Source organism: Streptococcus parasanguinis CC87K (assembly GCF_000507765.1).
GTDB lineage: Bacteria > Bacillota > Bacilli > Lactobacillales > Streptococcaceae > Streptococcus > Streptococcus parasanguinis_J.
This window is the reverse complement of record NZ_KI669402.1, coordinates 341,208-353,707: the sequence shown is the minus strand read 5'-3', so window position 1 is coordinate 353,707 and position 12,500 is coordinate 341,208. Positions and strand designations below refer to the sequence as shown.

General features: G+C 35.7%; 14 protein-coding genes and 2 tRNA genes (1 of these 16 only partly in view). 11 read left to right on the top strand and 5 right to left on the bottom strand.

Annotation, left to right across the window (positions count from 1 at the left end):
* Positions 1–37, top strand: a tRNA-Gln gene (locus HMPREF1195_RS08205); it begins 35 nt to the left of the window's first position.
* Between the two features lie 10 nt (positions 38–47).
* Positions 48–131: transfer RNA gene (locus tag HMPREF1195_RS08200), tRNA-Leu, on the top strand.
* A 75-nt stretch (positions 132–206) separates the two neighbouring features.
* Here the strand turns inward: HMPREF1195_RS08200 and HMPREF1195_RS08195 are convergent.
* Genes HMPREF1195_RS08195 through HMPREF1195_RS08175 form a run of 5 tightly spaced genes read right to left on the bottom strand, consistent with a single transcriptional unit; the run spans position 207 to position 3,697 of the window.
* Positions 207–1,340 carry a tyrosine-type recombinase/integrase gene (locus tag HMPREF1195_RS08195; RefSeq protein WP_023919738.1) on the bottom strand — a complete coding sequence of 378 codons (1,134 nt, stop codon included), beginning with the start codon at positions 1,338–1,340 and terminating at the stop codon, positions 207–209.
* A gap of 3 nt (positions 1,341–1,343) precedes the next feature.
* Positions 1,344–1,538 (bottom strand): DUF3173 domain-containing protein, encoded by a 195-nt coding sequence (locus HMPREF1195_RS08190; RefSeq protein ID WP_000598356.1) that lies wholly within the window; start codon positions 1,536–1,538, stop codon positions 1,344–1,346.
* A 59-nt stretch (positions 1,539–1,597) separates the two neighbouring features.
* Complete coding sequence (locus tag HMPREF1195_RS08185) at positions 1,598–1,984, bottom strand: hypothetical protein (RefSeq protein WP_001096844.1); 387 nt, start codon at positions 1,982–1,984, stop codon at positions 1,598–1,600.
* Between the two features lie 2 nt (positions 1,985–1,986).
* Entirely contained in the window at positions 1,987–3,183 is a 1,197-nt protein-coding gene (locus HMPREF1195_RS08180) for a replication initiation factor domain-containing protein (RefSeq protein WP_023919737.1), read from the bottom strand.
* A gap of 40 nt (positions 3,184–3,223) precedes the next feature.
* A complete protein-coding gene (locus HMPREF1195_RS08175) occupies positions 3,224–3,697 on the bottom strand; it encodes a hypothetical protein (protein ID WP_023919735.1) in 474 nt (157 codons plus the stop codon).
* A 319-nt stretch (positions 3,698–4,016) separates the two neighbouring features.
* On the opposite strand from HMPREF1195_RS08175, the gene HMPREF1195_RS08170 reads away from it, so the two are divergent.
* The 9 genes from HMPREF1195_RS08170 to HMPREF1195_RS08125 all read left to right on the top strand — a co-directional run bounded on the left by HMPREF1195_RS08170 (position 4,017) and on the right by HMPREF1195_RS08125 (position 12,457).
* Positions 4,017–4,469 carry a helix-turn-helix domain-containing protein gene (locus tag HMPREF1195_RS08170; protein ID WP_023919733.1) on the top strand — a complete coding sequence of 151 codons (453 nt, stop codon included), beginning with the start codon at positions 4,017–4,019 and terminating at the stop codon, positions 4,467–4,469.
* 258 nt (positions 4,470–4,727) lie between these two features.
* On the top strand, positions 4,728–5,555 hold the full coding sequence (locus HMPREF1195_RS08165; protein WP_023919731.1) for an ABC transporter ATP-binding protein: 828 nt from the start codon (positions 4,728–4,730) through the stop codon (positions 5,553–5,555).
* Positions 5,548–6,246, top strand: a complete 699-nt coding sequence (locus HMPREF1195_RS08160; RefSeq protein ID WP_023919729.1) for an ABC transporter permease — start codon at positions 5,548–5,550, stop codon at positions 6,244–6,246. The genes HMPREF1195_RS08165 and HMPREF1195_RS08160 overlap by 8 nt, the downstream gene beginning before the upstream one ends.
* Positions 6,247–6,862: 616 nt before the next feature.
* Positions 6,863–7,300, top strand: a complete 438-nt coding sequence (locus HMPREF1195_RS08155; RefSeq protein ID WP_003004547.1) for a zinc-dependent MarR family transcriptional regulator — start codon at positions 6,863–6,865, stop codon at positions 7,298–7,300.
* Position 7,301: 1 nt separating this feature from the next.
* On the top strand, positions 7,302–8,006 hold the full coding sequence (locus HMPREF1195_RS08150; protein ID WP_003013743.1) for a metal ABC transporter ATP-binding protein: 705 nt from the start codon (positions 7,302–7,304) through the stop codon (positions 8,004–8,006).
* The gene (locus HMPREF1195_RS08145) at positions 7,999–8,802 is read left to right on the top strand and encodes a metal ABC transporter permease (protein WP_003009676.1); all 804 of its coding nucleotides are present in this window, start codon (positions 7,999–8,001) and stop codon (positions 8,800–8,802) included. Before HMPREF1195_RS08150 ends, HMPREF1195_RS08145 begins: the two co-directional genes overlap by 8 nt.
* A 2-nt stretch (positions 8,803–8,804) precedes the next feature.
* A complete protein-coding gene (locus HMPREF1195_RS08140; protein WP_023919727.1) occupies positions 8,805–10,310 on the top strand; it encodes a zinc ABC transporter substrate-binding protein AdcA in 1,506 nt (501 codons plus the stop codon).
* Positions 10,311–10,397: 87 nt separating this feature from the next.
* Positions 10,398–11,746 (top strand): IS3 family transposase gene (locus tag HMPREF1195_RS10795; RefSeq protein WP_155246333.1). Its coding sequence is split into 2 segments (ribosomal slippage): positions 10,398–10,863 and positions 10,863–11,746, totalling 1,350 coding nucleotides; the frame shifts between segments, so codons are not numbered across the junction.
* Positions 11,747–11,887: 141 nt separating this feature from the next.
* Positions 11,888–12,457 carry a DUF6287 domain-containing protein gene (locus tag HMPREF1195_RS08125; RefSeq protein WP_023919723.1) on the top strand — a complete coding sequence of 190 codons (570 nt, stop codon included), beginning with the start codon at positions 11,888–11,890 and terminating at the stop codon, positions 12,455–12,457.
* Positions 12,458–12,500: the final 43 nt, after the last annotated feature.

The following is a 12,500-nucleotide window of genomic DNA, read 5'->3' as shown; positions in this document are numbered from 1 at the left end:
ACTCCCTCATGCGTTGGTTCGAATCCAGCTACCCCAGTTAAATTTATGCCGGCGTGGCGGAATTGGCAGACGCGCTGGACTCAAAATCCAGTGTCCGCAAGGACGTGCCGGTTCGACCCCGGCCGCCGGTATAGTATTAAAGACAAGGTTTTCGGACCTTGTCTTTTTTTTCTTTGTAGTATGTCGAGTTACCAATTTTTTCCATTTTAAAATAAATCGTCAAGTTTATTAGCTAATGTTTTCTGTTTGCTAGGGTACAAATGAGAATAAGTATCAATTGTTGTTGTAATAGATGCGTGTCCTAATCTTTCTTTGACAACAAGATAGTCTTCTCCTTGATTTATAAGTAATGATGCGTGAGAGTGTCTCAAATCATGAATTCTTATTTTCTTTAAATCTTTATCCCTTTCTAGTATTTGCTTAAACTTCTTATCAATCATATTTTTTGTAATTGTTATTGGTGTACTCTGTATTATTTGTAGTTCTTCAGTATTTTTCGTAAATTCCTCAAGTTTTTCTTTTTGTTTTACTTTCCAATCTTTTAGCATTTCTACTAATTTCTGATTTATTGTAATATTTCTAGTTCCTGAACGTGTTTTTGTTGTATTAATGTAGCTTGTATTATTGACAAAGTATACCGTTTTGGTAACGTAAATCGTATTTGTTAAAAGATTTATATCATTCCAGTTTAATGCGAGGATTTCTCCCATTCTCATCCCAGTAAAGAAAGCAATTACGAAAAACAGGTCATAGCTTATTTCATCATCTCGAATAAGTTCTCTAAATCTCGTGAATTCTTCTATACTCCAAAATTTGATATTAGGCTTCCTAATTGGTAATTTTCTCAGATTCTCAACAGGATTTTTATCAATGAGGGATTTTCTTATACCAGTATCAAAAATTTTTTTAAGTAGAATTAGAATTTTATTAATTGTATTATAACTTAATGTTTCCTTTTCATTTTGTTTTTTAGGTTTTGTTTTTAGGTATTCACGAAATTCGAATATATGGTCATACGTTAATTTATTTAAATTTGTATCTTTAAAATAAGGCTTAATATGACGCTCATAATTGTTTCTTTGTGTACTTGTATAGCTTATTTTTCTGCCATTTTTTAGATCATCTTCTTCAAGTAAGTCGAATAACATATCTGTTGTTACTACAAAGTCAAATTGTTTTTCTTTTAATTCTACAACTCTAATATGTTGTTCAAGTTTTAGGGCTTCCTTTTTAGATTTTAATCCTTTACGAATAATACGTATTCTTTTTTGTGTGACTGGGTGGAAACCGTTAGAAACATCAACGGTCCATTTACCACTTTTAGTTTTACGAATAGTCATTCATTATGCTTCTTTCTGAAGTTCAATTCCTAGTAGTTCTTCAGCGACACTGGCTGGAATTGTACCAATCCGTTTGTTATCGTAGATATTAAAACCACGATTCACTAATAGTAATTTGCCAGTATGGATTATCTTTCTTGCAGTTCCTGGAGCAAATCCAAGTTCGATAAGGTCATCTTTTGTTACAGTTTTAATCATGTTATCTCCTTTTCTAATTAGATTAAGTAAGGGGAGGATTAACTCCCCTTGTCTTATACTTATTTTTGTTTTACATCTACTAAATGGATAGCATCCGCCTTGTAATACATCGTTGAACTAATCATAGTGGCTTGTAAATTGTCAAATGTGACTGGTACTTGATCCATTGCTTGGATATAGTCATTATCGACTAAAGCTTCTGGATTATCTACTGAGACTTGGGTTGATTTCTTTTTGAATTGTCCATCCTTGATTGTTACATTGTATTTCCAACCGATGATTTTATCGGTATTAAAACGTCTTTCGCTACCATCTCGGTTTTTAATAATTTCTCCGTTTGCATCTGCTCGGACTTCCGTTTCAAATTTTGGAATAACTTCATCCAATTCAAATTTTGTTCCAATGTTATTAAAATTCCAGTCATTTTGTGAAAGCATTTTTGCCATAATTAATTTCTCCTTTTGATATTTTCTTTGATTGTAGGGATTAAATCTTCTCTTTTAAAGAGAATTGCCCTTTCTATTAATCCACTTGCTAAATCTGGTGGATATTCCATATTGTTGAGTGCGAGATAGTTAGATTTCTCATACTCATGCAGTAAGTTATTGTCGTATAGAAATTTATACGCTTTTAGAATAGCTCCAGAACCTTTATAGGTAAACCATTCTAATTTTTGTTCTAGTTCTGTTTTTGGTTTTGAAATAATGATAGAGACAGGTTTTGAGTGACCTAAAAACTTTTCCCAAGATCTCAAAGGTTTTGAGAAGTGACTATCACTATAGAACCTCACTTTTTCTTTGAGATATCCCTTGGTAAAGTTGAGAAGATCTATTTCTGAATGCAACCATTCTTGAATGAAGTAGTGAGCTTTTTCTTTCCTAAGTTCTAACTCAGTTCTTATCCAATTTTCTATAAAACGCTTGCTGATACCGAGCTTCTCAGCTCGTTCTAAGCGTTTATCGTAAATTCTAAGTCTTTCATCATCATTGGGTTTTCTCAAATATAAGGTTTGGCCGATTGTTTCATCTCCGTAGGTATTGTAGTAAGTGCTTTTTCCATATATAAAGCGTTTCTTCTGACAAATCTTTAGAAGCTGATTAGGAGTGAAATAGGGTGTTTCATTAAAATCATCTATTGCAATATCAATTCGTCTTACTGAAAACTGATTGTAATTGTAGTAGAGGTTGTTCAGAAACTGTCTTTCGGACAGACTATTTGGATCTAATACCATATCTCTAAAGAACTCGAGTGCCTGTCCTGACATGACAAGCATGTAGGACGACTCTTTCGCTCCATAGTAGATACGGATATTCCCATGATGAAGCTGGCTATCATAGTTATAGTATTTAAGGCTTCCTTTATTCTCAATAAATAGGTCATAATCAAGAAATAGAATGTCTTCGATTATTTCTCTTGGCGAAAATTCAGTCTTATCAAACTGAATTTGAATCCAGTCAAATACAGAACGTAAATGTTCATTTTTTGCCATAGATTTTGATTCAACTTTTTGCCTAATTTTGCCACCCTTAAAATCTCCGAAACCCTTGGAAATACTGAATTCTTTCGATGGTACACCTAACTTGCAGAGGGTGGTGTTACTACACACCCTATCGGTCAAAAATGGTCCGTCCGCATCTACGCTCATTTTCGGCTTTCTGCCTCCTGGCTCAGCCGAAAACTCGCTATTAGCCGAACCTATTTTTTGACCTCTTGTTAACAAACCCTAGTAAGCCGGTTTGCATCGACTCTTCAATATCTTGGATTTTCTTTTTTAGGTTGCTATTTTCAATTTTTATCAGTCGCATTTCTCGCTTAAATTCCTGTTTTAAGGCGCTCAGTTCATCGTAGAGCTCATCTATTACTTGGTTAAGGGATTCTTGCTCATTGTCTGCTAGACTCCCAAATACGGCTTGTATAGCCTCTTTTAGACCTATTTCAAGTTTTAGTTTAGCTAACTTTTGAAATTGTATAAGGTCTTCGTCTGTAAAGTCATAGGCAACTGTATAACTTAATTGATGAGTTCTTGGGTTACTACTGATAGGAATTTTAATTTTCTTAAATTCCTTGCCACTTATCTCTTTAATCAGTTGGATCCAATTTTTAAGAGTAGAGGTAGAGTTTAGGCCAGAAATTTGATTGACTAACTCTTTATTGGTCATCTTTTTGTGAAACCTCCGAAATTTTCTTGTGCAACTGAAGAGTTTTCTGTGGTATAATTGTTACATAATATGTTTTGATCTTGGAACGAACGGCACATTTGTTTCAAGATTTTTTTATTTGTTGAATGCTACCTCCTTTATAAAAAATTTTTAAATCACATACTAGTTACATACGCCTTTACCTCCTTTTATGCTATAATATTCTCAATGGAATATTTAATCTTAAAATAAATATTCCTTATGGAATAATTCCATTTTATACCGTTTAGAATATTTTGTCAAGCCAAAATATACCAAATCGAATATTTAAGAGGGTACAATGTTTAATAATGATTCTTTTGGAGATCGTCTTAAGGAACTGAGAAAGAGTAAGAAGTTAACTCAGGTACAAGTTTCTGAGATGATTGGTGTACAACAAGGTACTTATTCTCGTTGGGAGAATGGAACTTTAGAACCTAATTTAGAAGCTGTTGTCAAATTAGCGAAATTATTTGATACCACGACAGATTATTTACTAGGAAAAACGATTTACAGTACTCTAGATGTTATTCCTCATCCAATCACTAGAATTGATATGAAGAAGTTAAAAGAGTTTAATAAAACGGAACTAAATGATCTGAAATTTGCTATTGTCATGCATGGAATTAAAAATCATCTCACTGCATTTGACTATATGGACGAGCTAGTCTCTGAATATAATTTAGATGAAGAGGAGCAAGAAATATTGCAAACTCTCTTTAAAGAGGTTTATGATTATTTTAATGCAGATTGATGGTTTATAAGATTAAATCTCAATAGGTAAAGATGAGTATATTTTTGTTGAATGATTTTACATTTAGCTTTTTTATTATAGCATTTGATTATTAGTGAGTAGACACATAATAAGCAACACCAGCAATGATGACAACTTTAGTAACGTTGTATGCGATAGCAGCAGCAAGCATGTAATTCACCTCCATAGTTATAATGTATTTATATTTTAATATTATTTCTAATGATTCAAGTATTTTTGTTAAAAAAGGAGAACAAAATGATAAAAGTGGACAATCTTTCTAAGCGTTTTGGCAATAAAATCGCTTTAGAGGACATTTCGTTTGACATTAAGGAAGGGGAAATCTTTGGTTTTCTAGGTCCTTCTGGTGCTGGTAAAACGACGACTATAAATATTTTGACAGGACAGTTATCACAGGATAGCGGAAAAGCTTATATTTTAAATAAAGAGTCTAATCAGTTACTTCCTTCGGATTTTTTAAATATTGGTATAATGAGTGATACTGTTGGATTCTATGGAAAGATGACAGTTTATAAGAACTTGCAATTCTTTGCTAAGTATCACAATGTGAGTTTAGATAAACTTGATATTTTGTTGAAGGAACTGGAATTATTTGAAGATAAAGATAAGAAGGCAGAAAAACTATCAACTGGTATGAAACAGCGTATGCTTCTTATTCGGTCAATTTTGCATCATCCTAAAATTCTTTTTTTAGATGAACCTACATCTGGGTTGGACCCTGCTTTATCAAATAAAGTACATGATATTCTGTTGAATTTAAAAAATGAGGGAACAACAATATTTTTAACAACTCATGATATGAGTGAAGCTACTAAAATTTGTGACCGTATATCATTGTTGAATTCAGGTCATATATTAGAATATGGTTCTCCTCAAGAAATCATAGATAAATATAGTCAGCAAGATAAGGCTGTTATTCGTTTTAAAAATGGAGATTCGATAATGGTGTCTCAAGCAGAGGCTGCTAGATATTTGGGTGGTTCTGATGTAGCTAGTGTGCATACTTTAGAAAATACGCTTGAGGATATTTTTATAAAGATTTCGGAGGATTCAAAAAATGTATAGATTGATGACACTTTTATGGTTACGTTGGGAATACTTAATTAGCAATAGAGTTTTGTTAGTTGTATGTGTAGCTACACCGTTTGTTGATTTTGCTATTTTACAAGCTATCCCTATGATTCATGGCGAATTGTATTTTTTAAACATGGGACTTAGTTTGATTTATAGTATGACAGCTGGTTCTTTTACCTCAATGATGATTTCTGAAGAAAAAGAGAAGAAGAATTTAAGAACATTGATATTGAGTGGTGTTACAAAATATAATTATATAATTTCTGTCATTTCATTCCCTTTTATTTTTTCTGTTTTATCGGCTTTGTTCATGCCTGTAATTTTTGGAGTCTCTATTCCAAATTGGCTAACGTATTTTGTTGTAGTAGTATTGACTACGTTAGCATTTATTCTGTTGAATTTATCTATAGGTTTGTTTTCTAAGACCCAAACTCATGCAACATTATTTAGTATGATTGTCTTGATTATAGCTACTTTTTTGCCTATGCTTTCATCTGATATGAGCAATAAAATTATGAGTTACATCACGAGATTTTCTTTTATAGGTGCTAACACAGAATATTTTATAAAACTTGAAAAATTTCAAATATCTGAATCAAGTGTGTTTGCTTTAATTTGTTGGGTAGTTGTACTTATCTTTATTTCAAATTTTGCATTTAAATGGAACTCTCGTGAGCATTGATTTATATAATTCTTTTAGAAATAAAGAGTTTGAGTGTATTATGCTTATTAGATAATAATTAGGCCGTTATACGGCCTAATTATTTTAAGAAGTTCTTGATAAAAAATAGAAAGGCGCACTTACACACCATAAAAAATCTGCGATATTTTTAGTGTTAAAATACTCTGGTATATGGCAAGAAAAAGTTTTGTTAGAAAATGAATTATCAAATTCTTGGGCTAAAGAGTTGTTTTTGTTAAAATAATAAAAAACACTTACCTTAATTATCGGATTTTCAAATTGATCTCGCTAAACAAAACATTCAGTATGCTGGAAGTATTGATGATGCTCTTGGGAGATAAGTTATGGAGTGTTACCAAAAAATTACTAAAATTTGAAAAATGAGTCTATTTTGCAAGATTCAAAAGTCTTAAAACCCTATTAAATCAAGGTTATAATATTTAAAAAATGTAGTTATGGAACTCAAAATCCAGTGTCCGCAAGGACGTGCCGGTTCGACCCCGGCCGCCGGTATAGATTATAAAGGAGTTTTACTCCTTTTTTTGTTTTAATTTTTTCTTTTTTGTGATATAATTAACCGGTAAAGTTTCATTTAGTGAATTAGAAGGAGTCAATTTTGTCTGAAGTTGCAAATAAAATCGATCGATTTTTAAATTCTATTTTATTGTTATCAGAAAATCAGCATGAGATTTTAGTTGGTTCTTGTACAAGTGGTGTTTCATTAACTAACACTCAGGAACATATTTTGATGCTGGTTGCTGATGAAGCTCTAACCAATTCTGTCTTAGCTAAGAAATTGAATGTCAGTCAGGCGGCTATCACGAAGGCCGTGAAGCCCTTATTAAGTCAGGGCATGCTGGAGACTTATCGAGATGAAAATGATGCTCGGGTTCTCTATTATCGCTTAACTGAGATTGGTAAGCCTATTGCATTAGAGCATCAGCACCACCATCAGCATACTCTTCACACTTATGAGGATGTTTTGTCGAAGTTTACAAAGAATGAGCAAGGGGTCATTTCGCGGTTTTTAGATCTATTGGAAGAGGAGTTATAGTTTGAGGTATATTACGGTTTCGAATTTATCGTTTTATTATGATCGGGAACCGGTTTTAGAAGGGATCAATTACTACTTAGATAGTGGGGAGTTTGTGACTTTGACCGGTGAAAATGGTGCTGCTAAGTCAACCTTGATTAAGGCTAGTCTTGGGATTTTACAGCCCAAGGTGGGGACAGTTGAGATTTCAAAGACGAATGTTAAGGGAAAGAAGTTAAGGATTGCTTATTTGCCACAACAGATTGCTAGTTTTAATGCTGGGTTCCCCAGTACGGTCTATGAATTTGTGAAGTCAGGTCGGTATCCTCGTAAAGGCTGGTTTCGAAAGTTGAATGAGCACGATGAAAAACATATTCTGAAGAGTTTAGAATCTGTTGGGATGCTGGAGTTCAAGGATCGGGCGATTGGTTCTTTGTCTGGTGGTCAGAAACAGCGGGCCGTCATTGCTCGGATGTTTGCTTCTGATCCGGATATCTTTGTTTTAGATGAACCGACAACAGGGATGGATGCGACGACAAAGAGTGATTTTTATGAGTTGATGCATCACAGTGCGCATCACCATCAAAAATCTGTTTTGATGATTACGCACGATCCAGAAGAGGTTAACCAATTTGCGGATCGGAATATTCATTTGGTTCGTGACCAGAGCTCTCCTTGGAGATGTTTTAACGTCCATGATACAGAAGGGGAGGGTGACCATGCTTGATTTATTCCAGTATGATTTTATGCAGCGGGCCTTGTTGGCTATGGTTGCCATGAGTCTTTTTTCTCCTGTGTTAGGGATTTTCTTGATTTTGAGACGGCAGAGTCTGATGAGTGATACGCTGAGTCACGTCTCTCTTGCGGGTGTCGCTTTTGGACTTTTTCTTGGGATCTCTCCGACGCTCTCGACTATGATCATTGTCATTATTGCTGCGGTCTTTCTTGAGTATTTGCGGACCTTATTTAAGGACTTTATGGAGATCGGGACGGCAATTTTAATGTCCACTGGTCTTGCCCTAGCTTTAGTACTGATGCGTGGTGGTGGGAAAAGCTCGATGAGCTTGGATCAGTATTTGTTTGGTTCTACCCTAACCATTACGGATGAACAGGTGATCGCCTTGTTTGTGATTGCTTTCGTTGTATTAGTGCTGACGGCCTTATTCTTGCGGCCTATGTATATTTTGACTTTTGATGAAGATACGGCCTTCGTAGATGGCCTTCCGGTCCGGACCATGTCCATTTTATTTAATGTGGTGACAGGGGTTGCTATCGCCTTAATGATTCCTGCAGCAGGATCGTTATTGGTTTCAACTATCATGGTCTTACCGGCTAGTATTGCGCTGAAATTAGGGAAGAACTTCCGTGGGGTCATGCTGATTGCGGTCATCATTGGCTTTATCGGGATGTTTAGTGGGTTGATTTTGTCTTATATTGCAGATACACCGGCGAGTGCCAGCATCACGCTTTTGTTTGTGGCACTGTTCTTGCTTGTGAATCTTGGATCACGTTTGAGGAAGTAAATATGAAATTTAAAAAAATAGGTTTAATGTTGTTGGTGGCTTTTGCCCTTATCTTGACTGCTTGTGGTAAAAGTCAGAGTCAAAATGGAAAATTAAAAGTGATGACCACTTTTTATCCTGTTTATGATTTTACAAAAAATATTGTCGGAGATGAAGGAACGGTAGACCTGCTCATTGGAGCGGGATCAGAGCCTCATGAATATGAATTGTCTGCTAAGGGGCGGGCTATGATTCAAGATTCGGATGTTTTCGTCTATGAAAATGAAAATATGGAAACGTGGGTTCCAAATCTTTTGAAATCAATGAAGGATAAGAAAACCAAAGTGATCGATGCTACCAAGGGCATGGTCTTGCTTCCTGGATTGGAAGAGGAACATGAACACGAAGGTGGCGAAGAACACCATCATGAATATGATCCTCACCTTTGGCTCTCTCCACATCGTGCCATGAAGATGGTAGAGTCGATTCGTGATCAATTGGTGGCAGCTTATCCAGATAAGAAAAAGACGTTTGAGAAAAATGCCCAAGCCTATCTAAAGAAATTACAGGCCTTGGATCAAGCTTATCAGGATGGCTTGAAAGATGCGAAACAAAAGAATTTTGTAACCCAACACGCGGCTTTCCGTTACTTGGCCTTGGATTATGGCTTAAACCAGGTGGCCATTTCAGGGATTTCACCTGATAGCGAGCCTTCTGCTGCACGATTGCGTGAATTGACAGAGTATATCAAGAAAAATGAGATCAAGGTCATTTACTTTGAGGAAAATGCTTCTAAGTCCTTGGCGAAAACCTTGTCTTCTGAAGCTGGTGTTGAGTTGGCTGTCTTAAATCCTTTGGAAAGCCTGACGGATCAAGAAATGAAAGATGGCGAAGACTACGTGTCTGTTATGAAGGAGAATCTGAAGGCGCTAGAGAAAACAACGTCACAAGCTGGTAAGGATATTCAACCGGAACATGAGGAAGACGCTAAGACAGTTCAAAAGGGCTATTTCGAGGATAGTCAAGTGAAGGATCGTAGTTTGGCAAATTATGCGGGTGATTGGAAATCGGTTTATCCATACTTGCAAGATGGAACTTTGGATCAGGTATTTGATTATAAGGCAAAATTAAATCCAACTATGACGGCTGCTGAGTATAAGGAATATTATACCAAGGGTTACCAAACAGATATTGATCGGATTAAGATTGATAAGGATTCAATGGAGTTTTATCAAAAAGGATCTTCTAAGAAATATACCTATAAATACGTAGGTAAGCACATTTTGACTTATAAGAAGGGGAATCGTGGTGTTCGTTATCTCTTTGAAGCCAAGGAGAGCGATTCGGGAGACTTCAAATATGTTCAATTTAGTGACCATGAAATTACTCCGGTAAAGGCAGCCCACTTCCACATTTTCCATGGAGGAAAGAGTCAAGAAGCGCTTTATGATGAGTTGGAAAATTGGCCAACGTATTATCCTTCGAACTTATCTGGTTTAGAAGTAGCACAGGAAATGCTGGCTCATTGAGAGCTGTATCAAAAGAGAGACTAGGACTGATTGAACTGCACCCCAAAAGTTAGACAGAAAAAATCTAACTTTTGGGGTGTTTTTATTATGAAATTAACTTATAAAGATAAAGTTCAGGTCTATGAACTTAGAAAACAAGGGAGAAGCTTCAAAGAGCTTTCAAATATATTTGGGATAAAAATTCCCAATCTTCAGTACATGATTAAATTGATTGATCGTTATGGAATAGAAATCGTCAAAAAAGGAAAGAATTGTTACTATTCACCTGAACTAAAACAAGAGATCATTGATAAAGTTCTGATTGAAGGTCGTTCACAAATAAGGGTATCTCTAGATTATGCTCTTCCAAGTGTTGGAATGTTGCCTAATTGGATAGCACAATATAAGAAAAACGGGTATACTATTGTTGAGAAAACAAGAGGGAGACCGCCTAAAATGGGACGTAAACCAAAGAAGAACCCCGAAGAGATGACAGAGATAGAGCGACTTCAGGAAGAATTAGAATATTTGAGAGCGGAGAATGCCATTCTAAAAAAGTTGAGGGAACTCAGATTGAGGGACGAAAAGGAGCAAGAAGAAAAACAGAAATTGTTCAAGGATTGGTAACAGAGTTTCCTTTAGATATCCTTCTAAACATTATCAAACTTGCTCGTTCAACCTATTATTACCACTTAAAGCAACTGAATCAAGTGGATAAAGATCAAGCTATCAAAGTGGAAATACAAGCCATTTATGATGAACATAAGGGAAATTACGGCTATCGTAGAGTTACTCTTGAATTAAGAAATCGTGGTCGTGCGGTCAATCACAAAAGGGTGCAGCGTCTGATGAAAATTCTTGGTTTAACAGCTCGTATTCGTCTTAAACGTAAGTATTCTTCATATCTAGGAGAAGTTGGCAAGAAAGCAGATAATCTTATTCAACGCCAGTTTGAAGCATCCAAACCAATGGAAAAGTGCTACACAGATGTGACAGAGTTTGCCATTCCAGCGAGCAGTCAAAAGCTCTACTTATCACCAGTTTTAGATGGCTTTAATAGCGAAATTATCGCCTATAATCTCTCAACTTCACCAAACTTAGAACAAGTGAAAGCTATGTTAGACCAGGCCTTCACAGAGGAGCATTACGAAAATACCATTCTCCATAGTGACCAAGGTTGGCAATACCAACATCAGTATTATCATCAATTTTTAGAGGATAAAGGGATCCAACCGTCCATGTCACGTAAGGGAAATAGTCCAGACAATGGTATGATGGAGTCCTTCTTTGGCATTCTTAAGTCTGAGATGTTTTATGGTTATGAGAAGACGTTTCACTCACTTGAGCAATTGGAACAAGCTATTGTAGACTATATTGATTATTACAACAACAAACGCATTAAGGTAAAATTAAAAGGACTCAGTCCTGTACAATACAGAACTAAATCCTTTGGATAAATTAATTGTCTAACTTTTTGGGGTCAGTACAGATTATCCCGGTCTCTTTTTGATTAAAAATGGGGAGTGAAGCTTGTCAAATGCTTGAAAATACGTTACAATGAAAGGGCTTTAAATTAAAAAATGTATGGGGAATTTTAAATGAAAAAAGTTGGTGCAATTCTTGTGAGTCTTCTCAGCGTGGTCCTGTTGGTAGCTTGTTCGCAACAGGGAGCGAGTAAAAAATCAACCGCTTCCTCTAGTCAAACGAATGCCTCTTCTGAAGTCAAAAAGACGGCTGCTTCTAGTTCGGAAGTGAAGGAGAAAGAAAAAAAAGAAGAGAAAAAAGAAGAGAAAAAAGAAGTGAAGAAAATGGATCTTGAAGCTATTGCCAATGGAGACTACAGCAGTATTGCTGGTGTCTGGCAAGATGATAAAGGAAATAAGCTGGTCTTTAACGACAAAGGGTTGGTCTCACAAGAGTTAGAGGGCTATGGAGCTTCTTTGACAGATTATGGAACAGCATCAGAAGGCATTTATGGTGGTCGTGATGGAGGCTTCTTGTTGGAGTATATTCCTGCAGGAGTGACCATTGGTGATCAGGTCGATGATCAAGGACAAGTCGTCTTTAAAGATACATCAGATGCCTCTAAAAACCGCTTATGGTCTGGTGTTGGTATCGCTAGTTTTGGGGAACAAGGCTCGATCTACTATCATGTAGGAGATGAATAATGGAAAAAGAGAGTGGGACAGAAATCGGTAATTCGTTAGAATT